The sequence below is a fragment of the Rufibacter hautae genome (genome assembly GCF_008271695.1).
Classification (GTDB): Bacteria; Bacteroidota; Bacteroidia; order Cytophagales; family Hymenobacteraceae; genus Nibribacter; species Nibribacter hautae.
The window spans coordinates 1,847,556-1,869,663 of the sequence record NZ_VKKY01000002.1 but is presented as its reverse complement, the minus strand read 5'-3'; the positions used below and the strand labels follow the sequence as shown (position 1 = coordinate 1,869,663).

The window sequence follows — 22,108 nt, the reverse complement described above, 5'->3', positions numbered from 1 at the left end:
GGATCCCAAGATAATGGTGGCTATGTCGCGGGTGTCCACCTCTTCCCATTCCGAACAGAGAAGTTAAGCCCCGCCGAGCCGATGGTACTGCGGTCACACGCGGGAGAGTAGGTAGCCGCCAACCCCAACCCACAGCCCCGCCCTCGACAGAGTGAGCGGGGCTGACTCGTTTATAAGCGGGCAGGGGGGGAGGGAAGCTTACTCTATCACACTATATATTATGGTATAGCCAAGCGGCCTGCCTCCCGGATCCGGAGGGCAGGCCGCTTGGTTTCTAGACGTTTTGATTATGTGATGGATTTTACGTCTAATTCTACACGCTTTTGATACCACTATATCTAGTAATATTTTCTTCTTAGGATTTTGAAGATCTTTTCTCGTTAACTTTTCTGTCTTCAAGTTTTCTGTTTTAAGCACATCTTTCTAAAATTGATCCTTAAAGAGTACTGATATAGTGTATCGGAGCATCTTTTCTTATATGCTTGGGGATTCATTAAGTCTTCTATCAGGCGATTCTAGTTTCTCATCCTTTTCAAGGCCTATTTGTCAAGTCACTGTCCAGGTGATTTTTTTGAGGCCATTAACCTTAATAGGTTTTTCAGGTTTTCAGGTTCTTATACTAGCCTCAACTTCCTTCCCATCTTTCAATCTGACTCAGGTTTAAGTCTTATCACGAAAATTTTTGCTAAATTCTTGTACCCCTAGGCAACGCTTTGTTTAAAGCAGTCGTGATGGGTATGCAAAATCGGAACCAGTGATCGATACGGATAGCAAAGTTGTAGAGGAGTTGCTTAGAGGTTGCTTGCAAAACAATCGGGAAGCACAAAGAAAGCTGTACCAGCATTTCTACGGCTATGCTATGAGCATTTGTGTACGGTACTCCAAAGATGATGAAGAAGCGAAGGAAGTGCTGAATGATGGTTTCATGAAGGTGTTCACCAAGTTGAAGCAGTATGACCAGAAGAAGTCCTTTAAAGGGTGGGTTCGGCGAATCATGATCAATACGGCTTTGGATAACTATCGGCATAACCTGAAGCATTATCATGGGGCTGATCTGGAGGATGCTTCGCCTGTTGCCGATCGGGCTGACATTGTAGGGAATTTGAACTATGAGTACCTCATAAGTCTCATTCAACAACTGTCGCCTGCTTACAAGGCTGTTTTCAACCTGTATGTGATAGATGGCTATAACCACGAGGAAATTGCGGAGATACTGGGGATTTCTTCCGGCACCTCGAAATCTAACCTCTCCAAAGCCCGGGCTAATTTGAGGGAAATTTTAAAAAAAAGTAGAGTAGATGAACTTGAACAATATGTCTGACGAAGAGCTGGATCGCCTGTTCAAGGCATCCGCAGATAACTTCGATCCTCCTTTTGATCCGGAGGCCTGGGCGGCTATGGACCAAAAGTTGGAGCAGGTGCAGGTGCGCCACAGATGGTTCAGAAGATATTACCCCTTTGTAAGCCTCTTTTTGTTGATCACCATAGTAACTATTTACCAACTGGTGGATAGATCAGCCATGAGTAATGAGCCTGATTTTTTAAAAACAAAGCAAAACCAAGAACTAGCAGAAACCTCCATTTCAGAGCTAAAAGAAGGAAAGTCAAAGGTCGAAGGCAAACAGTGGGAAGCTAAAGAAATTACAGGTTTGAACAACACCAAACCTGGCTTGGAGACGGGAAGCACACGAGATGCAAGGCGGGATAATACCACTGCCTTTAAGGAAACAGGAAAGAGAGAGCCGTCCAAGATAGATATTACCAGACAGCAAGAAAAGCAAGGCAATCTACGGTGGAAGAATGCTGTTGCTATAGGTCTTAGGAAAAGAGACAACCAAAAAGAGCAGCGGTCGACTAAGGAAACAAGCTCTACAGATGACAGCCGGATATCTGCTTCAGCTAGTAGGAAGTTTGTTGATTTGGCTTTAGTTGAAAAGCAAATTATCAGTGCTGTTGAAGGTGAAAAGTCAGTGGAAGTAGAAAGTGCAAACGAAAAGCCTACTCTAGATTCACTTAATTACAGGTCGTTAGTTTTGGCCCCCGCAATTAAGCCGGCAGAAATAACCATGGAGTTGCTATCTCTGGATTCATCCTTTACTTCCCAGAATCTTAAAAACCAGCTCCATGAAGCAGGACTTCCGAAGAGAACTTCCGCCTTTATGAGCTATGTGCAAATAGGATTGGCGGTGGCACCAGATTTTACCATGGTCAAGTTCAAGAACCCAGACGCGGTAAGTGCCAATGCGGGTGTTCTGTTGGGGGTTCCGTTAACTGAAAAGTTGAGCCTGGTGAGTGGGGTGGTTTGGGCAAACAAAGTATATAGTGCCAATGCAGAGGATTATTATTTCTCCAACGGTTATACCTATACTGAGCCAGTAGACGCTACCTGTAAGGTAATTGACATCCCATTGAACCTTCAATACAAGGTGTTTGGTAACGAGAAGAATGCTTTTGCCATACAAGCTGGGCTCTCTAGTTACCTCATGCTTAGCGAGGAATACTCCTCCGGTGGTTATTATCCTTACTACAATGAGGTGAGCAATGAAAACCAGCATTGGTTTAAAGTTCAGAACGTTTCGTTGGTATACAACCGTATCCTTTCACCGGCTTTCTCTTTCGGGGTAGAGCCGTTTGTGAAAATACCTTACGGTGGGATAGGAGATGGTAAAGTGAAATTGACAAGTGCCGGAGTTTTCTTTTCGGCTGGCTATAGGATCAAACTCAAACCCTAGAATAATACAGATTGACCTTCTCGGCAGCACACGCCAAAATGTGCTGGGTGGTATGCCTTTGCCCTTACTTTTTCCAAACTAATGTTTAACCTAACCATCAACCTTATGAAAACCATGAACACCTTTTCAAAGTTGGCCTTCGGTCTTTTAGTGTCGCTGTCATTTGTTGTAGGTAGCTGTAGCAGCGATGACGATGATGACCAGCCAAGCAACATTGTCCAGTTTCAGGATGCTGACATCACCGGCGAAGAAGAAACTCCGCCCAATAACTCAGACGCCATGGGCACTTTCACCGGTTCCTATGACCGGGATACTAAGATTCTGACCTACACCATCACGCACATGGGAATTACCCCAACGAACATGCACTTCCACAAAGGGGAGCCTGGCGTACCGGGCGGAGTGGTCTTGCCAATTGGGTCTTCCCCCTGGACCAGTCCCATCAATGGAAAAACCCCAGCCCTGAACGCTGACCAGGAAGCCGATTTGCTGGCCGGCAGATGGTATGTGAACATCCATAGCGCTGATTTTCCACAGGGTGAACTTAGAGGGCAGGTTGTCCAGGAATAAAGACTTACCACTAACTACACTGTGAGATACTAACCCTTTAATTTTTCCATTTCCCTCAACCTTAACCTGTCCTCCGTATGAAAAAGCATCTTCGCCTCAGTTTATTGGCCTTCACCTTGTCTGTCACGCTGTTTGCGGCCTGTAAAGACGATAAGGAAGAAGAAATCACTCCCAATAATCCCAACAACCCGCAACCAGCCCAGTGTGACACCAACAACGTGACCTATTCCTCCACCGTGTCTGGAATTATCAGCACCAACTGTCTTGCCTGCCACAGCGCTTCTCAGGCCGAAGGCGGAATGATTCTGGATACCTATGCGCGGGTGAAAGCGGTTGCGGACAACGGTAAGTTAATAGGAGTGATCACGCACGCCAACGGGTTTCCGGCAATGCCGAAGAATGGGACCAAACTCTCAGACTGCAACATTGCCAAAATCCAGAAATGGGTAAGCGCGGGCGCTCCCAACAACTGACAATCCTTGTGCTATGCTAAAGTCTTTACTCGTGTTGGGCACAGTGCTTTGGTTGGGGCTGGTTCCGGTAACCGCCCAATCAAAGTATTACACCCGTACCGGATTTATCTCTTTCTTCTCCAAAGCGCCGCTAGAGGACATAGAGGCCAGCACCAAACAAGTGGTTTCTTTCCTGGAGGTGAAAACGGGCGAAATGGTGTTTTCTGTGCCTATGAAATCTTTCCAGTTCAAGAAATCACTCATGCAGGAGCACTTCAATGAGAACTATGTGGAGTCAGACAAGTACCCTAAAGCCTCCTTCAAGGGGAAAGTGATGAACATGCAGAACGTGGACTTGGCGCAAGATAACCTCTACAAAGTCTTGATTGAGGGAGTCCTGACCATCCATGGGGTGGATAGGCCCGTGCGGACCGATGGCACCCTAGAGGTGAAAGGCCGGCAACTGGTGGGCAAGTCTACGTTCTCCGTCACCCCGCAGGAATTCAACATTGAAATCCCGTTTCTGGTGAAAGAGCATATTGCCAAGCGCATTGATATAACCGTGAATGTGGTGTATGTACCTTACGTGGAGAAGAGCCTATGAAAGACATGAAGACAATCTTTTTGGTGGCTTTTCTCTCCGTTTGGGTAAGCACCGCGGCATTCGCCCAGGAGGACCTTCTGAAACTGGCCGAGGCGGGTGACAGCGCCCAAAAGGAGAAAGTAAGTGCCACTTTCAAAGCCACCCGGCTCATCAACGGGCACACCGTGGAAACCAACGGCGCGGGTACCTTGCTGTTCCTGATCTCGCATAGGTTCGGTACGCTCAACAGTGGCGCCTACAACTTCTGGGGCTTGGACCAGTCTACCATCCGGTTAGCCCTGGAGTACGGAGTCACCGATAGGTTCACCGTGGGGGTTGGAAGAAGCTCCCTGGAGAAAACCTATGACGGATTCCTGAAATACAAAGCCGTACAACAGGCCGCAGGAGGTTCTCCGGTAACGATCACCGCTTTTGCCAGCACCGCCGTTAAAACCCTGGATTGGCCCGAAAATGAAGCGAAGTACGAGTTTGCCCACCGGCTTACCTACAGTTACCAATTGCTGGTAGCCCGCAAGTTTACAGAAAGGCTTTCACTGCAACTAGCCCCCACCATGGTGCACAGAAACCTGGTGGAAACCGGAGGCGGGGAAACCAACGTCTACGCCTTGGGGACGGGAGGCCGATACAAACTAACTAAACGTGTCTCCTTCAATGCCGAGTACTTCTACCTACTGCCTAGTGACGTGGCCGATACCTTCAAAAACAGCTTGTCTTTGGGCTTCGACATTGAAACCGGGGGCCACGTCTTCCAGTTGATGTTCACCAATTCGCAGGGCATGGTAGAGAAGTTCTTCATCCCCAAAAACGTGGGCGGCTGGAACACCGGCGATATCTATTTCGGATTCAACATTTCCCGGGTGTTCAGCCTGGGAAAGGAAAAGCGAGAATGGTGATGTAAAGGTTAATCACTGGAAAGGGCCCTCGATCTTCGGGGGCTTTTTTTTGTGGGGTGTTTCCACTCACTTCTGTTTTATGGCTGATTTCCAATAATAGCCCACAAACGAGGGTCGCTTTCTTGACCATGAATTTCCTGGGATGAAAGGACTGGTAATTCTCGATTACCATGAATTCTGTAAAAACTGGCGCTAAACGATGGTTCGGCAAATTCCCGCTTCAAAGGCCAGCTTGAAGATGGTCCAACGGAAAGGCGGCAGCGCCGTTAATTACTCTGGTGTCCTTTGTTTTATAAACCTGAGATGCAGATGAGGAAGGTTGCGGGTTTTGTTTTGTCTCTTTTGCTTTTGACCCACATTACCCAGGAGGCGAGGTCGCAAGGTATAAGCGCCGAGGTGTTCGCGGGGACTTCCTGGAGCCTGCCTACCAGGCTCACCGTCAGGCAGCCCAACGAGGCAGACATCCGGTTTAGAGCCCGTTACCACACCCGCCCCTGGACCGGATCTCCTTATTATGCCTATCGGGTGGGGTACAATAACTGGAGTGCTGAGCTGGTCCACCATAAAGTTTACCTGGAGAATCCGCCTTCGGAGATTGAGCGCTTTGAGGTGTCGCACGGGTACAACCTAGCCATGGTGAGCCGGGTTATTCCCTCCGTCGGGTCTGCTACCTTGTTCAGGATTGGCCTAGGGCTGGTGATTGGCCACCCCGAGGGACGCATCCGGGGAAAGGACATCAATCCGGTAAAGAGTTTCTTGGGCGGCGGGTACCATATTTCGGGTCTTTGCTTGCAGGCTGCTGTAGGATCAAGATTGGGTGTGGCGGAGCACTGGTTTTTCCGGCCAGAGGCCAAACTCACGGCAGCCTGGGCCAGGATGCCGCTGGCCGGTGGAGGGTCTGCCACGGTGCCCAACATCGCTCTGCATACTTTGTTTGGGTTCGGATACCGACGCCAACGCTGACATCTTTGCCCGCTTTGGTTTACGTGCGTCCCAAACTCCCTATCTTAGGGCGGCAGAAGTGCTTCATCATGTAGTTATAAGGAGAACCAGTGAACAGGGTAGTGGACATATTGGGCAAGTTAGGCCTGACTTTACAGATAGGGAAGACGGCCTTTGCGGCGGCCTTGTCCTGGTTTGTGGCTGCCAGTTTGCTGCATTCTCAGTATCCATATTTTGCGGCGGTAGCTGCCATTATCACGGTGCAGGTGACCGTAGCAGATTCGGTGGACAAGGCCACGCAGCGCATCATTGGCATCATTGGTGGGGTGTTGGTGAGCATGCTGCTGGGGCACTGGTTTGAGATTGGGGCCATTTCCATCTTCTTCATCATCCTCATCGGAATGGCCATTGCCAAAGCCTTGCGCATGAACCCGCAGATCATCTCACAGGTGGCCATCAGTTCCCTTTTAGTGCTGGCTTTCGGACAGATGCGGGAGGGCTACGCCGTGGAGCGGATCATTGAGACGATTCTAGGCTCTGTGATCGCGGTCCTGATCAACGCTTTGATTGTGCCCCAGAATGCGGTGCCCGAGGTGGAGCGCAGCATCCTTACCTACGGGAACCTATCGGCGGTGACGCTGACCAGTTTAGCGGCCTTGCTGGACAACATTGGCCCGGGCCGGAAAACGGGTCGTTCTGAGGTGGATGCCCTCATCAAAGAGGCCGAGGCCTGCCGTAAGGCCCACGCGCTGGCCGAGCAAAGCCTCAAATACAACCCGTTGCTGACCCACAAACGCGCACGGCTGAACCAGCTCACCGAGAGCATCATCCAACTGGAAAGCATCACCATCCAGATCAGGGGCATCAGGAGAAGCCTCGCCGATATTCAGTTAGACCAACATTTGGCCCAGGAGCAGGTGTACATTGAACAGCTGAAACTGGCCATGGAAGCCACCGCCCAATGCATCTCGGCGTACGCTGCCGTGACCATCCATGCCTCAGAGGAGAATATCCGCACCTTAGAAGAAGCCATCAAAGTGGCCCAAGCCGAGCAAGCCCGTTGCCTGGACAGCCTCCATAATATCAGTTCGTTGGCCACCCTGCGCGACATTGGCAGCATCCTCACTGATTTAGGCCGTATTGTCTCCGAAACTCAACCACAACTCATCACAACCCTAAAAGCTGAACCAGTACAAATCTCAGAAGACCTTTAAATCCGAAAACCGAGTTTTATTTTAAGCCGGTTTTTCAGAAAACAGCTCTAAAACGAATTTGAAAACCACCATAAGTTTGGTGCGATTCGGTTTTTACCGATGTTCTGTTTTAGGCTTGATTTTAAGAAAATAGGCTAGAAACAAAGACTGCTTTTTCGTCAGACCAATTGGTATGAATAAAGAACAGCGCCAGAGAAGAACCTGTTAGGGTTCTTCTCTGGCGCTGTTCTTTATTACCTCATCTATTAAGCCCATGGGAAATGATTCTCCCTGATGCTCTTTTAATAGTTAGTTTTTAATAAGCCTGTAAGCTTTGGTTGTGTCGCGCTGGCTTACTCTCAGGATGTAAAGCCCTTGTGGAAGGTTCTCGCCCAAGGTAACTTTTTCAGTAGCGGTGCCAGATTCCAGCAGGGCACCAGTGCTGCTGTAGATTTGGTAGCTGAACCGTCCGGTCATCTGGTAGGTGAAGACTTTCTGGAATGGGTTAGGGTACGGAGCCGATTTCAGGGTGTTTACTTCATCGTCAATGCCCGTTACCAAAGGCGCCTGGGTACAGAAAGGATAACCCACATCGGGTCTGCCGGCTATATACTGTCTTAGCCAGGTCATGGCTGGCCGGTCTTGGCCCGCTCCGTTGAGCAGGTTGGTGTTGGCTTTCCAGGTCTTCCCAGATTCATAGCCCCACAGACTGATACCCGCTACCGCCGGATGCTCCCAGTATATGGGGAACACGGTCTGGTACCTTGTCTTTTGGATGTTGTCATCGCCGGAAACATCAAGCTCAGTGACGTAGATGGGCACCCCGGCTTTGGCCATCAGGTCCAGAGAGGATTTCATTTGCGTGGCCGAAAGGGTGTTGATGTTGAACTCGTGGGCCTGCGTCCCGAAACCGTCTATGAGGTTGCGGTCGCGCAGCAGCTTAATGATCAGCAACTGTTCATTAATGGCTGATTGGTCGTTTTCCAGACCGTAGTCGTTCAGGATGAGTTTGGCGTTGGGGAAGTACTGGCGGGTTTTGGTGAACATCCAGATAATCCAGTCGTGGCCGGTGGCGCCGGCTCCGCCCAACCCAGTTTTGAACGCCTGGGTGGCCGGGGCGTGGGTTCTCAGGTTTTCATTGAGCACATCAATCTGGTCAATACCCTCTCCGTATCGGGCAGCCGCGGCGGCAATCAATTCTTCCATCTCGGCCTGGAAATCGGCGGGCGAGAGCAACAGATTGTTCGTGTTAGGGCTAATGGCCCAAGCCGGAAACTGGCTTCCCCAGGCAAACACATGGTAGCGGAACATCAGGTGGTTGTTTTTGGCCTGGTTGTACGCTACATCAGCGCCGTTCCAGTTCATGACATCACGGGTGGCTTCCACGGAGCCCCACTTGGTGTTGTTCTCAGAGGTAATTCCGTTCCAGAGTTGCATGTAGTTGGAAGGAACGTTGCCCGCAATGATATTGGCCAGGTATTTCCCTTTGCAGGCGCTGAGCCCGTAGCTAGGGGCAACATCGGTACCCACCATTACCTTCACACCCGCCGAGGTGCTCACCAGGTTAAGGTTATCGGTGGCTTTGGCGGTGATCGTGTAAGTCCCGGCTGTCAGGGGGCTCCATACAAACGAGTAGGTGCTGTTGGTAGCCGAGGTGGCTTCGCCTAGTTTGGTGTCGCCGTTGAAGAACTCCACTTTGCTCACAGTTCCGTTGGCCGCGCTTCCGCCAATATCACTCGCGTACACCAGAATGGTCATGGATTTCCCCTCCTGGAAATAGGCATTGTTGTGAGGCGCCGTAATCACGCACGAAGGAGGAGTATTGGTTTGTCCCTGCGCCCCGAAGGACAAGAGGGTAAACAAGATAAACAATAAGGAAAGTAAAGGTTTTGTCATGTGAAAAGGTTGGAGATTAAAAGCTAGTTTAGGCTGAAGATAAGCAAAAGGAAGGTTCAATGGGTAGTAAAATGCCAACGTTTGCATAAAATATTTTCGGGACTAAGTCCTAGCTGTTGGTAAAGGAAAAAACCAGAAAGTCACGGGGGCTAGCCAACAACTTTCTGGTTTTTGATGTAGCTTATTGGATCACGAGCTGCTTTTTAACCAGAACCTGGGAATTGTCTCTCACCTGCAACAGGTAGGTTCCGGGCTTCAGGTTGCTATTCACCTGCAGGGATTCACCGGCGGTCTCCATTTTCCTGTACACCACGCGGCCCAGCAAATCACTGATCTGCACCGACAGTTTGCTATCTCCTGTATGGCCACCCAAATGGATGTTGAACTGACCTCTGGAAGAGGGGTTAGGATACACCGATACGCCGGCCTTCTTCAGCTCAGAAGCGGTAACAGCCGAGGTTGCCGTAGAGGCCAACCTTGGGGCGAGGGTGATCTGGAATTCAGATACTTTCAGGCGGTCAACGGTAGAGGCGCCGCCCTCCGTTGGGATGCTCACCCGGCTGTACAGGTTGCCCACACTGCTGTAAGAATACTGTACCCGGGTAGCGTTGGCCACCGGGCTGGTGATTTCTATGGTATTGCCCACGATAACGGCAGGAGCGGTTTTAAACTGACCGGTAGCAGTGGCTACCGAGAACGTGCCCGGCGCCGCGCCGTCACTAGTGAATAGGCCGTTGCCCAGATACTTCCAGTTCAGGATGATTTTGTTCCCCGATACGTAAGAGTTAGGAATGTCGCGCACCGGCGCAGAGAAAGGAATGTTATCGCCGTACAGCAGGCCTCTGGCCCCAATGGCGGTCCGGATACCTACCGGCTTCTTCACCGGTGGGTGCAGGGAGCCGCCCGGAAGGTCTCTGATGGTCACCAGAAAACAGCTTGGCTCGGTGTCTGCCACTTCCAACTGAGCGTTTCTAGCCGAGTTCCAGCCAGAACGGTAAGCCAACTGGATTATCCCGAAGGGCAGGCTGGTTTGTCCCCAGTCTGCGCGCCACTCCCGCAGCATGTTGGTCAGTTTGGTTTTATAGTCGGTGTCGCCGCCGTTGCTTTCGCCCTGGTACCAGGCCACGCCTTTCACCGCGTACGGCTGGATAGATTTCACCATGGCGTCATAATCCACCCCGGAGCCGCCGCTGGTGTGCTGCCAGGTTTCAATGGCGGTGCCGTCGTGGGTAGCTTGGATCAACCCAATAGGCACGGTTCTCAGGAACAAGGACAATTCCAGACCCATCCAGTAGCCTACGGCCGAGAAGTTGCCTACGGTGCTGGAATTGGAAACTTTCCAGGTGGTGGTGGCAGGACCGCTTCCAGCCGTCATCCGGAACAGGCGGATGTTGTGGTTCCCGGCACTGGCAATGGCTGGAGCGCTGTCATTGGCGTTGCTCAACGGAAAGCCCATATTAGATTGGCCGCTGCAGAGCCAAACCTCGCCTACCTGCACCCCGGTCAAGGTAAGCGTTTCGGAGCCGGAGGTCACCACCAAGGAACTAGGGGCGGTGCTGGCCGTCATGCTGGCCAGGTTCACCCGCCATTTGCCGTTGGCATCTGCCACGCCAGTGACGTTCTGGGCTTGGAACTGTACCGTCACAGACGCCCCTGGGTTGGTGGTCCCGAAAACCGGCACTGAGGTGCCGCGCTGCAGCACCATGTGCGATCCAAAGATGGGGTTCAGGACCAATGCCGCGAAAGCCGAGGGCGCCATCAGGATGGAAAGTATAACAACTGATAAAAACTTTGATAGAATTCTATACATATACTTTGTCTTTAAAGGTGAAGGTTGGAAGGATTAGATTTGGGAATGAAACTTCTTAGTTACGGTGGCTTTGTGGATGGCATGTTGAATGGGGTTACGGGTGAGAAATACAAGTGAAAATCTGGATGTATAAGGAAATCAGGTAAACCTCAGAAGCTGCTGTTTTGGCCTCCTTTTCTGAAAAACAGGCTGAAAAGACCCTAACCGGGTATATGCAGGTTTCAATTCCTGATAATGAGTTTCTGCTGGGAAACAATCTTCTGCCCTTGGGTAAGACGCACCAGGTAAAGCCCTGCCCGAAGGTTCGTCTGTAGTTCAGCTTCTTCCTGTTGGGGTAACCGTTGGCTGTACACTACCCGGCCCTGGACATTCACTACCTGCACGCTCAGGTTTTCTGTGGAGGCGAGTGACCGCAGATCTACTTTGAATGTGCCGCCCTGGGCAGGGTTAGGGTAAATGCCTACTCCGCTTGGCAGCTGGTTCTGAAATCCAGCAATCCTCAGGGTACTGGCTGCAGGCTTCGCGCCGCTTACTTTCACGTAGTCAATGTCTCCGCCGACCGTGGCACCCCGCTCCACATAGATTCGGATGGTGTTTTTACCAGCCAGAAAGTTGGTGCTGAACTGCACAGTGGTAAAGGCGGCAGAGGCAGGGAAACTCAGATTTTTCTTCACCACTGTGCCGTTGACTTTGATGGACCGCGCGATGGAAGCGTCAGCCGCATACCGGATGACCAAAGGGAAAGTGCCGGCCGCAGCCAGGTTCACGTTCATTTCCACGAAATCACCGGAGGCATCAAACCCTGTCACGTACCCGGTGGCGCTGAATCCGGTTCTGGTGCTGGCCAAGCTGGTGCCGCCCAGCAAACCAGCCTCTGCCTCGGCAAGCACCTCAGTGGTGGTGCCATCGTTGGCATTAAAATAAGTGTTTTTCAGCCAGGCCAGAGCAGCCCGCTCGGTGGTGTCATCTATGGTGCGTACTTCCATGGTCTCTGAGCCGGTGGCGCCTCTGGCCCGCACGGTAATGGTGCCGGAACCAGCCGGAAACTCAATGTAGCCGTCGCAGTGCAGCCATGGACTGTAAGACCCGCCGCATTTTCCGGTCCAGACGCCGGTGTTCACCGCCATGTCCTCGGCCTGGTAATTGACTCCGTTCACGGTGATGTAGTCTATCTCCATGTCGCGAGTATTGTCTAGGTGATCATTGGTGAGGTGCACCTGCAGTTTGCCTGAGCCGCTGAATGTGTAATCCTGGAAAGTAGTGGACAGCGTTGCGGTACCTACGGTGGAGGTTTTGCCAAGCAGATAGGCATTGGGCTTCCACATCTCCCCGGCTAGGTAGCCCCACAGCGTGACCGCCGTTACCCCCGGATGCTCATACAAGAGCGGGAAAACGCGTTGGTACATGCCCAGTTGCGTGGCGTCATCAGCGTGTTCCAGGTCCAGTTCGGTCACGTAGATGGGCACGCCGGTCTGTTGCAGGCTGTTCAGGCTGCTGGTGATTTTGGTGGATTGCGCAAACTCCAAGCCATGGCCCTGCACCCCGATGCCGTCAATCAGGTTTCTGGCCTTGAGCAGGTTGATGATCTTGATGTAGTTGGTGGTATTGGTGGTGTTGCCCAGGATGCTGTAATCGTTGAGGATTAGCTTGGCGTTGGGGAAGTACTGGCGCGCTTTCTGGAACGACCAAATAACCCAATCCCAGCCCGTAGCGCCAGTGCCACCGATGGCATTGATAAACGAAGGCGTCACGTGCAGGGGCTCATTGACCACATCAATCATTTGGGTAGTGGGATAGCGCTGGCTGAAGAGTTGAAACCATTCCTCCAGTTCAGCTGCCTGCTCCGCCGGGGTAAGTCCGCTGACCCAGCCGGGTTCCTGCATGCCCCATACCAGGGTATGCGCTTTGAAAGGGATGTTCTTTGAAAGGGCGTAATTGTAGACCATGTCCAGATCGGCCCAGTTCATGACATTTCTGGTGCCTTCCACTGAGCCCCATTTTCCGGAGTTGCCCGGGGTTACCTGGTTCCAGTAAGCGCCAAAGCTGCTGGGTACAAACCGATCCATGACATTGCCCAGGAACTTGGGTTTTCCCTTGGCCAGCTGGGCCCGGGAAACAAGGGGCATGCCTAAGATGAAGAGGAGGAGCAACAGGGAGCAAGCCCTGCGGAGAGTAAAGATTTTCAGCATACATTATTTTTTAGGGGTGAAAAAATATAGCAAACCTCCTGTCACCAGGAAGGGAAATGAAAATCTAAAAGGAAAGCGAAGCGTAATTCCCTACCTTAGAAAATGGCTTGAGATACTTGTAAGAAGTTATCCTTAACAGGCAATCAAGTAATAATTACAGGCTGAAAGGGTAAGCGAATAAGGTGCAGTTGTATGCTGAATATGCAAATCGGCTGCTACAAGAGAAAGCAGAGAAGCACGAGCTGCAGAAGGTTGTGCCAGCTAAATCTACCGAGGAGACTTAGTTGTAGGTAAGGTTGTATTTAATAATTCTGCCCATATACGTAAGGTCTTTAAAAACGATAATGGGGTAAAGGTGATTTTTTAAATTAATTCATTCAGATATTATATTTCAAGCCAATTTTTGAAAATAAAGCATCTAAACACCAATATAATGGGAAATTACTAACCGTGGCTATGTTGTTAAAGTTTTATTTTTCAGAGTGTTTCCAATAAAAGGCAATATAAATCTGCTTTATTGTTGTAGAACTGACAATTATACTAACTGTTTTCTGTACGGTTTAAAAGAACATACCTGATGTATACATCCTGTTAAGGTAAGACTTTCTGCCAGAGAAATTTCCTATTTATCTCTAAAGTGTGAATCCTCTGTTTTATGAGAAAGTGCTGCCATTGTTGCGTCAAAGTCAAATTTGATAAAGCTATCAGTAGGATTTGTTTTAAGGTGTTTTTAGGGAAAATGTGCTTAAAATTATAAAGCAAAGGATGGTGCCGAAAACCCTTCTCTAAACCTTTCCGAATCAGGGTTCTATCAGAATCTGATGTTCTTGGTTGGTCGCTTACGCAGGCCTTGCGCACAGGAATAAAAAGTCGGTTGCCATGAGTTTTAGAGAAATAAGAGTAAGTTTATCCGTGTAAAACAGTATCTCGTTTCTTAAACAAAGAAAACAGACATGACCAACATGGATTATGACTTCGGAATGGTGGGCTTAGGCGTGATGGGCCGGAACTTACTTTTGAATATAGCAGACCATGGCTTCTCCGTGGTAGGGTTGGACCTGGACCCTGCCAAGGCATCGGCGCTGGAGATAGAGGCTGAGGCCGGTAAAAACGTGAAAGGCACTACCTCCATTGAGGAATTTGTGGGTGCCTTGCAGAAACCAAGGGCGGTAATGCTGCTGGTGCCCGCCGGGAAAGCGGTGGATGCGGCTATTGCTAACTTATTACCCTACCTGGATGAAGGCGACATTGTCATTGACGGCGGAAACTCCTACTTCCCCGATACCGACCGCCGCGTGGTGGAGTTGGAGAAGCACAAAATCCATTTCTTCGGGATGGGTGTATCAGGTGGGGAGAAAGGCGCGCGTTTCGGTCCCAGCATGATGCCGGGCGGCGACCGCCAGGCCTACGAGCGGCTGAGGCCGGTATTTGAGGCGATAGCTGCCAAGGTGGACGGCGAGCCTTGCGTGGCGTACCTGGGCAACGGCTCGGCGGGGAACTATGTGAAAATGGTGCACAACGGCATTGAGTACGGCATCATGCAACTCCTCGCGGAGACCTACGACCTGCTCAAGCGCGGCCTGGGCCATTCTGATGAGGATGCGCAACGCATGTTTGAGGAGTGGAACGGCAGTGAGGTGCAGTCCTTCCTGGTGGAGATCACAGGCCAGATCCTGAAGAAAAAAGATGACGTTACGGGGCAGCCCTTGGTGAGCCTCATCTCTGACCGCGCCCGCCAGAAAGGAACCGGCAAATGGACCTCCCAGAACGCCATGGACTTGCAGGTGCCGCTGCCTACCGTGGACATTGCCGTGACCATGCGTGACATGTCGGCGTACAAAGAGGAGCGGGTACAGGCGGCCCAAGCCCTGGAGATTCCCTCCACGCAAGGAGCAAATATAGATGATTGGTACGCAGTGGAGAACCGGCTGAGAAACGCCTTTTACTTTGCCATGCTCGTCACCTATGCGCAAGGCCTGGTGCAGTTGCGCGTAGCCTCGGCCACCTACAACTATGATCTGGAATTGGAGGAAGTAGCCAAAATCTGGCGCGGGGGCTGTATCATCAGGGCGGCTTGTTTGGAAGACATCAGAAGGGCCTTTGCCGCCAATCCAGGCTTGGCTAACCTTCTTTTAGACCCTGCCATTGGCGGCGAGTTGCTCAAGCGCCACGAAGACATGCGTACCATTGTGAAAACCGCCATTGACAAAGGCATTCCGGTGCCCGGCTTCATGACCTCGCTGGCGTATTTTGATGCCTACCGTAGCGCCACGTTGCCCACCAACCTCATCCAGGCGCAACGCGACTATTTCGGGGCCCATACCTATGAGCGCATAGACCAGCCCGGCGTGTTCCATACGCAGTGGGATTAACCGCAGTATCCAATCAAATTCGTGAGTTCCGGGAGCTGTTTTCCTCTTCTATTTAGCATTTCAGGCTCAAAACAGAAGGCCATGGAGGCAGACACCAACATCAACAGCATACTATGAAATCAGTGAAAACAGTCGCCCCGCCTACCATTGTGGTCATCTTTGGCGGAACCGGCGATTTAACCAAACGGAAACTGCTGCCGGCCTTCTACAACCTGTTTTTGGCAGGCTGGCTGCCGGAGGAGTTCGCCATTATCGGCCTGGGCCGCTCAGAGTTCAGTGACCCTAATTACCGCACGCACCTTTTTGAGGGCTTGACCGAGTTCTCCCGTACGGGCCAGCCGGAGAAAGAAACCTGGGAGAAGTTCAACCAGAAAATCAGCTACCTGCGGTCAGACATCAACGACGCCGCCGCCTATACGGTACTCGCCGAGAAACTGGATTCCCTGGACAAAGCCTGGGGCCTGCGCTCCAATCGCCTGTTTTACCTTTCGGTGGCGCCGCAGTTCATTGAAGCGGTCACCGTGAACCTGTACAATGCCCAGATTGCCAGTGACGTGGTGAAGGACCATATCATTGTGGAGAAACCTTTCGGGAAGGACCTGGCCACGGCCCGCAGCCTGAACAACCTGCTCACGCAGCATTTCCAGGAAAGCCAGATCTTCCGGATAGACCATTACCTGGGCAAAGAGACGGTGCAGAATATCCTGGCTTTCCGGTTTGCCAACGCGCTGTTTGAACCCCTCTGGAACCGTAATTTCATTGATTTCGTGCAGATCAGCGTGGCCGAGGAAGTGGGCGTGGAGGACCGCGGCGGGTACTACGAAGGCGCCGGCGCCCTGCGCGACATGATCCAGAACCACTTGCTGCAACTGCTGTGCATGGTGGCCATGGAACCGCCTGTTTCCTTTGAGGCCGAGGAGATCAGAAACCGGAAAGCCGATGTGCTGCGCGCCATCAGGCCGCTCACGCACGAGCAGGTGACCCGGTACGCGGTAAGGGGCCAGTACGGACCCGGTTGGCTCCAGGGCAAAAAAGTGCCCGGCTACCGCGAGGAAGAAAGCGTACGCCCAGACTCCAACACCGAGACCTACGCCGCCGTGAAGTTCTACCTAGACAACTGGCGCTGGCAGGGCGTGCCGTTTTACCTGCGCACCGGCAAACGGATGCAGGAGAAGACCTCGTCCATCACGGTGCAGTTCCGTCCCGTGCCGCACTCGTCTTTCTCCAACACCATGTCTGAGAACCTTATGCCCAACCGGCTTACCATCAACATCCAGCCGCAGATGGACATCCGGCTGCGGTTCATGGCCAAGCGTTCGGGCCTGGAGATGGAGTTGACCCCCGCCGAGATGGTCTTTGACTATGACACCAGTTCTACGCAGTCGCCGGAGGCTTATGAGACGCTCTTGCTGGATGCCCTGCAGAGCGATGCCACCCTGTTCATGCGCTCAGACCAGGTAGAGGCTGCCTGGGAGGTGATCACGCCTATTCTGGAGGCTTGGGAGTCAAGGACCAACCTGGAATTCCCTAACTACTCGGCGGGTATGTGGGGCCCTGAAAACGCCGAGGCTCTCATCGCCCGCGAGGGGCATACCTGGGCAGTGTCGAATTTCTACAACGGCCAGAAAAAAGGCCGCTAACCCTTATCGCATGATCCAGGTATTCAAATCCACGGCGGCGCTCAGCAAAGAAGCGGTGGAGATTTTTGTGCAGAGTGCGCAGGAGGCTGTGCAGGAAAACGGCCGGTTCACGGTGGCCCTCACGGGCGGCTCCTCGCCGGAACAACTGTATAAATTACTGGCCCAGGCGCCTTACCGCGAGCTGGTGCCTTGGGACAAAACCTACGTTTTCTGGGGCGATGAGCGGTGGGTGAACCTCACCGATGACCGCAGCAACGCCAAAATGGCCTTTGATACGCTCCTGCACCACGTGCCTATCTCCAAAAGCCACATCTTTCCCATGTATGGGGAGCAGGCCCCGGAGGATTTTGCCCTGGTTTACGAAAAACGGCTCCAAAACCACTTCGGCGGAGCCGCGCCTCGGTTCGATCTGGTACTGCTGGGCATGGGCGACGATGGCCATACTGCCTCGCTGTTCCCCGGCACCGCCGTGCTCCAGGAAAAAGAGCAGATGGTGCAGGCCTACTACCTGGAGCCCCAGTCTATGTACCGCATCACGTTGACGGCACCTTGTATCAACCAAGCCAAAAAGATCGTGTTCATGACCTACGGCGAGAAGAAAGCCAAAGCCCTGCGTGAAGTCCTGGAAGGCGAGCGGAACCCAGAGCAGTACCCCGCCCAACTCATCCAACCTACCCAGGGAGAAACCCTCTGGCTAGTAGACGAAGCCGCCGCAAGCCTGCTCAAGGATAAGGTGAGTGAGTGAGTGAGTGAGTGAGTGAGTGAGTGAGTGAGTGAGTGAGTGAGTGAGTGAGTGAGTTTCGGTCTTTGCTTTGGTCTTTAGATGTTCCTTAACCAAGGGACTACTTGGGTAAGGTAGCCATGCTGCAAGGGAAGTCCGAAGTTGAATACATATTAACGAGTCAAAACAAAGCCCTGGCATTTAGCTGGGGCTTTTCGTTTTACTACAGTTTTCAGGAAAAGAGGATAAAAACGAAGCTTAGTATCTACCTAATCTTATATCAGACTAGAGCAGAAAATTTAGGAAAAAGAATTCCCCTCCTGGGAGGGGTAGGGGTGGGTTCCGGCGTCACGCGCAACGTCACCCAACCAGATCTATCCATAAACTACATACCAATCTAAAGATACCTCTCTTCAGAGAAAGACTTTGACGGTTCAGAAGCCATTTCTGACACTTGGGTAAATGGAGGTTTTATGGTTCTTTTCTTCCTTTTACTTTTAATATACAAAGCTTACCTGAGCGGAAGAAAACAAAAGGAACACGCTAAAAAGAACCATTAAACTAGGAAAAGATCCATGTTAGACACGCAGCTTATCGACAGCCTTTTACTTGTGATGACGGTGTTGTCCAGCGCCGCTTTCACCTATTTCATCAACCGCAGAAGACCCTCCGGAGGAAAGGGAATGGTATTTACTTTTCTATTTGTGTTTCTGGCCCAGTATACCCTGCTCAATATCTGCGCGCACCTCGTAGCCGTGTCTGTGGTGGCCGGGATCAAGATGCGGGCGGGCTCGTTTGTGTATGATATGCGGTTCTATACCCTTATCCAGTTTGGTGTTCTGCTGGCGCTGCTCAACGGGTATTTGTTCAGAGGCGTACGGCAGGTCTGCTTGGGAAAGGAACGTCGGCTCAAAAACATGGTGGTGGCCTGCTGCCTGCAGATGTTGATCAGCTTTCCGTTGTTTCCCTTCAATCCGCTTAGCTTGTTGCCGGTGATGACCTCTTTGGCCCTCATGCTGCTGTTGGTGGTCGCCCGCAGGAAAAGCGTCTATGCCCAGCCATCTGCGGCGGTGGAGACAGCGCAGAAAATGCAACTGGCCTGACCTTTGAAGATTGCCGCCGCGTTTAGGGCCTGATTTTGTGAAACTTTGCTTAAATTAAGTGACAAGATCTTACCCGCCGGAAACAAACCGATGATGGAGAAGCTACAGGACACCAGGCTGCGGATAGCAGGCATGCTCATCCAGAACCTTATTCTCTTTTTGTTCTTTTACCTGCAGCGCATCACGCAGGGACAGGAGGCTGTGGCCAAGGTGCTGTTGTGGCAGTTGCTGTTCACCTGGGTCATGTGGGAAGGCACGCGCCTAGCCATCCGGTTTACCCGCTCTAAATTCAAAGGCCTGAAGCAGCTAAAGCCCCGGCTTTTGTGGTTAGCTGCCGCATTAGTGGTGCTTTCTGTGGTGGTGGGCTGCTGGCACGTTTGGGTGGAGACGCTGTTGGATTTTTGGGAGCCGGCAGAACTGAACGTATACAGCTACCTGTACAGCATCGGGATGACCCTGTTCTTCTGCCAGCTTATCGCCATCGCCTATGAGTCTACCTACTACCTGGACCAGTGGAAACAATCCCTGCGGATTACCGAGGAACTGAAGAAAAGGAACCTGCAAAGCCAGCTGGAGTCCCTCAAGAACCAGGTGAGCCCGCACTTTCTGTTCAACAGCCTTAATTCCCTCTCGGGGCTTATTGAGGAAGATCCCAAGCGCGCCCTCCGGTTTGTGGATGAACTCTCACACATTTACCGATACCTGCTGCAGAGCAACGACAAGGAACTTATCTCCCTGAGAGAGGAACTGGCGTTTATTGAAGCCTACTTTTACCTGCTGCAGACCCGGTTTGAGAAAGGCGTTTCCCTGTCCATTGACTTGTCGCCCGACCTCAACGCCTTCCTTATCCCGCCGCTCACACTGCAGATTCTGGTGGAGAATGCCGTGAAGCATAACATCCTCTCCGAGGCCTCGCCGCTGCAGATCCGCATTTACGCCGATGATACCAACCACCTGGTGGTGGAGAACAACCTGCAGAAGCGCAAAGCCACCGTGCATTCCAATAAAATGGGGCTGGTGAACGTGGCGGCCAAATACCACTTGCTCAACCAGGCAGAGATTGCCATCCAGGAGACCGATGCCGTTTTCAAAATTCAGGTTCCGTTGATAAGCCCCAGGCAGTATGCGTATTCTCATCGTTGAAGACGAGGCCATTGCGGCGCGCCGGCTGCGTAAGATGGTGGAAGCGCTGGAACCCGCAAGCCAGATAGAGGCCGTGTTGGACAGCGTGGCTTCTTCTGTGGAATGGCTCAAAACGAACTCTGCCCCAGACCTACTGCTGTTGGATATTGAACTAGCCGATGGGCAAAGCTTTGAGATCTTCGCGCAGTTGGAGGTCTCTTGCCCCGTGATTTTCACCACCGCCTATGATGAGCATGTCCTCAAAGCTTTCCGGCTCAACAGCGTAGATTACCTTTTAAAACCGATTCAGGAAAAAGAGCTCCAAAGAAGCCTGCTCAAGTTCAGGAACATGAAAAAGGTGTTCGCAGGCCAGGACCCGCATCTGGTAAACCTTGAAACCCTGCTGCAGGAAATAAACGAGCAGCGCACCCCCGCCGCAGACCTCTACCGCGACCGTATTCTGGTAAAGCAGGGCCACCGGATGTTCTCCGTCATCTGCCAAGAGGTGGCTTATTTCTTCACGAAGGAAAAGGTGACTTTCCTCCGCACCAAAGATGACCGGCACTACCAGGTAGATTTTACCCTGGAGGAGCTGGAACGGTCGCTCAACCCCAAAGACTTTTTCCGGGCTAACCGGCAATTCATCGTCAACTTCGCGGCAGTAGCCAAGGTAAGCCAGGAACTCAACGCCAAACTGAAGATCAGCCTCCACCCAGACCCGGAAGAGGAAATCATGATCAGCCGCGAAAAAGCCATGGAGTTCAGGGCCTGGTTAGGGGAGTAGTCTCGGTTTAATTAGCGTCCACACATTCAGGCATTGATACTTCAGGAAGAGGATTTTGCCTGGCTTTGCCCGGATGAGCTCCTTACGATTAAATTGGTAGGCAGAATCACCTCCGCCCTGTTTTCCTGATCATTTATTCCCTCCAGTTTCTTCAGAATGATGTCTATCAGGTTCTTGGACATCTCTTCAATGGGCTGGGCGATGGCGGTAATAGAAGGCTGGTAGATCCTGAAGAAATCCAGGTCATCAAAAGCAACGATGGCCACGTCTGCTGGAATCTGCAGGCCTAACTTATTCAAAGCCTCTATGCCTGCGGTGGCCAGGTAGTTGGTGGCAAACAAGACACTGTCAATTTCCTGGTTTTCCTGCAAAAACGAGGCGAAAACGTCAATGTGTTTCTCCGCGGCCTCCTCATAGGCTACCTTCTTGATACACGTTTTCAGTTGGTGCTCACTAACAGCGCTCGTATATCCGGCCAAACGGTCTTTCATCTGGGTCTGGTTAGATTCCAGGGTCACAAAGGCAATGTTTTTACGGCCCTGCTCCACCAAATGGTTTACCGCGCTGTAAGTCGCCTTGAAATTGTCAATCATGACATAGTTGGTGTGCAGTTCAGGGATAAGTCGGTCAAACAGCACCACCGGAAGGTTCTCGTCCAGTAAGGATTGGATGTCGTCCTTTATTCCCTCGGGAGGAGAAATGATGTACCCGTCAATATTCCGTTCCCGGAACATCTTGATCAGCTCGCGGGTTTTCTCGGGCTTATTCTCCGTGCTGCAGTAAATGATTTTGTAGCCTTGCTCAAAGGCATTTTCCTCTATGTGCCGGGCCACGCTGGAGAAGAAATCATTGGAGATATTCTCCACCATCAGGCAGATGATCTTTGATTTGCCGGTTCTCAGGCTGCGGGCAATCTGGTTGGGCTTGTAGTCCAACTCTTCCACCAGTTTCAGAACCCGCTCGGTGACGTGTTCACTAATCCGTTTTTCTTTGGCTTTCCCGTTGAGGATAAAAGAGACCGTAGTGATGGATATATTCAGTTGTTGGGCAATGTCTCTTATGGAAAGCCGCTTTTTCATTCTGCT

General features: G+C 51.6%; 18 protein-coding genes and 1 rRNA gene. 15 read left to right on the top strand and 4 right to left on the bottom strand.

Annotation, left to right across the window (positions count from 1 at the left end; all coding sequences use genetic code 11):
* Positions 1-12: 12 nt before the first annotated feature.
* The 9 genes from rrf (at position 13) to FOA19_RS16490 (ending at position 7,407) form a co-directional block, all read left to right on the top strand.
* Positions 13-124, top strand: a 5S ribosomal RNA gene (rrf, locus tag FOA19_RS16530).
* A gap of 630 nt (positions 125-754) precedes the next feature.
* Positions 755-1,321 (top strand): RNA polymerase sigma factor, encoded by a 567-nt coding sequence (locus FOA19_RS16525; protein WP_149091874.1) that lies wholly within the window; start codon positions 755-757, stop codon positions 1,319-1,321.
* Complete coding sequence (locus FOA19_RS16520) at positions 1,299-2,732, top strand: porin family protein (RefSeq protein ID WP_149091873.1); 1,434 nt, start codon at positions 1,299-1,301, stop codon at positions 2,730-2,732. Before FOA19_RS16525 ends, FOA19_RS16520 begins: the two co-directional genes overlap by 23 nt.
* Before the next feature lie 114 nt (positions 2,733-2,846).
* Positions 2,847-3,302: a CHRD domain-containing protein gene (locus FOA19_RS16515; RefSeq protein ID WP_190300437.1), complete on the top strand. Its 456-nt coding sequence runs from the start codon at positions 2,847-2,849 to the stop codon at positions 3,300-3,302.
* 77 nt (positions 3,303-3,379) lie between these two features.
* Positions 3,380-3,775, top strand: coding sequence for a c-type cytochrome domain-containing protein (locus FOA19_RS16510; RefSeq protein ID WP_149091871.1), 396 nt, complete (start codon positions 3,380-3,382; stop codon positions 3,773-3,775).
* A gap of 13 nt (positions 3,776-3,788) precedes the next feature.
* A complete protein-coding gene (locus FOA19_RS16505) occupies positions 3,789-4,358 on the top strand; it encodes a YceI family protein (RefSeq protein ID WP_149091870.1) in 570 nt (189 codons plus the stop codon).
* Positions 4,359-4,363: 5 nt separating this feature from the next.
* Positions 4,364-5,251: a DUF5777 family beta-barrel protein gene (locus tag FOA19_RS16500; RefSeq protein ID WP_149091869.1), complete on the top strand. Its 888-nt coding sequence runs from the start codon at positions 4,364-4,366 to the stop codon at positions 5,249-5,251.
* Positions 5,252-5,560: 309 nt separating this feature from the next.
* Positions 5,561-6,214, top strand: a complete 654-nt coding sequence (locus FOA19_RS16495; protein WP_149091868.1) for a hypothetical protein — start codon at positions 5,561-5,563, stop codon at positions 6,212-6,214.
* An 89-nt stretch (positions 6,215-6,303) separates the two neighbouring features.
* Positions 6,304-7,407 carry an FUSC family protein gene (locus FOA19_RS16490; protein WP_149091867.1) on the top strand — a complete coding sequence of 368 codons (1,104 nt, stop codon included), beginning with the start codon at positions 6,304-6,306 and terminating at the stop codon, positions 7,405-7,407.
* Positions 7,408-7,695: 288 nt separating this feature from the next.
* Here FOA19_RS16490 and FOA19_RS16485 read toward each other — a convergent pair whose 3' ends face one another.
* From FOA19_RS16485 to FOA19_RS16475, 3 genes are all read right to left on the bottom strand, one after another.
* A complete protein-coding gene (locus FOA19_RS16485; protein WP_190300436.1) occupies positions 7,696-9,282 on the bottom strand; it encodes an endo-1,4-beta-xylanase in 1,587 nt (528 codons plus the stop codon).
* A 181-nt stretch (positions 9,283-9,463) separates the two neighbouring features.
* On the bottom strand, positions 9,464-11,092 hold the full coding sequence (locus FOA19_RS16480) for a T9SS type A sorting domain-containing protein (RefSeq protein ID WP_149091865.1): 1,629 nt from the start codon (positions 11,090-11,092) through the stop codon (positions 9,464-9,466).
* Between the two features lie 221 nt (positions 11,093-11,313).
* A complete protein-coding gene (locus tag FOA19_RS16475) occupies positions 11,314-13,281 on the bottom strand; it encodes an endo-1,4-beta-xylanase (RefSeq protein WP_149091864.1) in 1,968 nt (655 codons plus the stop codon).
* A gap of 953 nt (positions 13,282-14,234) precedes the next feature.
* Here FOA19_RS16475 and gndA point away from each other — a divergent pair.
* From gndA to FOA19_RS16445, 6 genes are all read left to right on the top strand, one after another.
* Positions 14,235-15,653 carry an NADP-dependent phosphogluconate dehydrogenase gene (gene gndA, locus FOA19_RS16470; RefSeq protein ID WP_223808939.1) on the top strand — a complete coding sequence of 473 codons (1,419 nt, stop codon included), beginning with the start codon at positions 14,235-14,237 and terminating at the stop codon, positions 15,651-15,653.
* 113 nt (positions 15,654-15,766) lie between these two features.
* Positions 15,767-17,293, top strand: a complete 1,527-nt coding sequence (zwf, locus tag FOA19_RS16465; RefSeq protein WP_149091863.1) for a glucose-6-phosphate dehydrogenase — start codon at positions 15,767-15,769, stop codon at positions 17,291-17,293.
* A gap of 10 nt (positions 17,294-17,303) precedes the next feature.
* Positions 17,304-18,038, top strand: coding sequence for a 6-phosphogluconolactonase (gene pgl / locus FOA19_RS16460; protein WP_149091862.1), 735 nt, complete (start codon positions 17,304-17,306; stop codon positions 18,036-18,038).
* Between the two features lie 551 nt (positions 18,039-18,589).
* The gene (locus tag FOA19_RS16455; protein ID WP_149091861.1) at positions 18,590-19,117 is read left to right on the top strand and encodes a hypothetical protein; all 528 of its coding nucleotides are present in this window, start codon (positions 18,590-18,592) and stop codon (positions 19,115-19,117) included.
* Positions 19,118-19,162: 45 nt separating this feature from the next.
* Positions 19,163-20,260, top strand: a complete 1,098-nt coding sequence (locus tag FOA19_RS16450; protein ID WP_149091860.1) for a sensor histidine kinase — start codon at positions 19,163-19,165, stop codon at positions 20,258-20,260.
* Positions 20,241-21,023, top strand: coding sequence for a LytR/AlgR family response regulator transcription factor (locus FOA19_RS16445; protein WP_149091859.1), 783 nt, complete (start codon positions 20,241-20,243; stop codon positions 21,021-21,023). The genes FOA19_RS16450 and FOA19_RS16445 overlap by 20 nt, the downstream gene beginning before the upstream one ends.
* A gap of 41 nt (positions 21,024-21,064) precedes the next feature.
* On the opposite strand, the gene FOA19_RS16440 is transcribed toward FOA19_RS16445, so the two are convergent.
* Entirely contained in the window at positions 21,065-22,102 is a 1,038-nt protein-coding gene (locus FOA19_RS16440; RefSeq protein ID WP_149091858.1) for a LacI family DNA-binding transcriptional regulator, read from the bottom strand.
* Positions 22,103-22,108: the final 6 nt, after the last annotated feature.

Coding starts and splice junctions, on each gene's coding strand:
- FOA19_RS16505 (WP_149091870.1), top strand. CDS start 3,789: ATGCTAAAGTCTTTACTCGTGTTGGGCACAGTGCTTTGGTTGGGGCTG.
- FOA19_RS16485 (WP_190300436.1), bottom strand. CDS start 9,282: ATGACAAAACCTTTACTTTCCTTATTGTTTATCTTGTTTACCCTCTTG.
- FOA19_RS16440 (WP_149091858.1), bottom strand. CDS start 22,102: ATGAAAAAGCGGCTTTCCATAAGAGACATTGCCCAACAACTGAATATA.
- pgl (WP_149091862.1), top strand. CDS start 17,304: ATGATCCAGGTATTCAAATCCACGGCGGCGCTCAGCAAAGAAGCGGTG.
- FOA19_RS16455 (WP_149091861.1), top strand. CDS start 18,590: ATGTTAGACACGCAGCTTATCGACAGCCTTTTACTTGTGATGACGGTG.
- FOA19_RS16445 (WP_149091859.1), top strand. CDS start 20,241: ATGCGTATTCTCATCGTTGAAGACGAGGCCATTGCGGCGCGCCGGCTG.
- FOA19_RS16515 (WP_190300437.1), top strand. CDS start 2,847: ATGAACACCTTTTCAAAGTTGGCCTTCGGTCTTTTAGTGTCGCTGTCA.
- FOA19_RS16510 (WP_149091871.1), top strand. CDS start 3,380: ATGAAAAAGCATCTTCGCCTCAGTTTATTGGCCTTCACCTTGTCTGTC.
- FOA19_RS16495 (WP_149091868.1), top strand. CDS start 5,561: ATGAGGAAGGTTGCGGGTTTTGTTTTGTCTCTTTTGCTTTTGACCCAC.
- FOA19_RS16475 (WP_149091864.1), bottom strand. CDS start 13,281: ATGCTGAAAATCTTTACTCTCCGCAGGGCTTGCTCCCTGTTGCTCCTC.
- FOA19_RS16480 (WP_149091865.1), bottom strand. CDS start 11,092: ATGTATAGAATTCTATCAAAGTTTTTATCAGTTGTTATACTTTCCATC.
- gndA (WP_223808939.1), top strand. CDS start 14,235: ATGACCAACATGGATTATGACTTCGGAATGGTGGGCTTAGGCGTGATG.
- FOA19_RS16520 (WP_149091873.1), top strand. CDS start 1,299: ATGAACTTGAACAATATGTCTGACGAAGAGCTGGATCGCCTGTTCAAG.
- zwf (WP_149091863.1), top strand. CDS start 15,767: ATGAAATCAGTGAAAACAGTCGCCCCGCCTACCATTGTGGTCATCTTT.
- FOA19_RS16500 (WP_149091869.1), top strand. CDS start 4,364: ATGAAGACAATCTTTTTGGTGGCTTTTCTCTCCGTTTGGGTAAGCACC.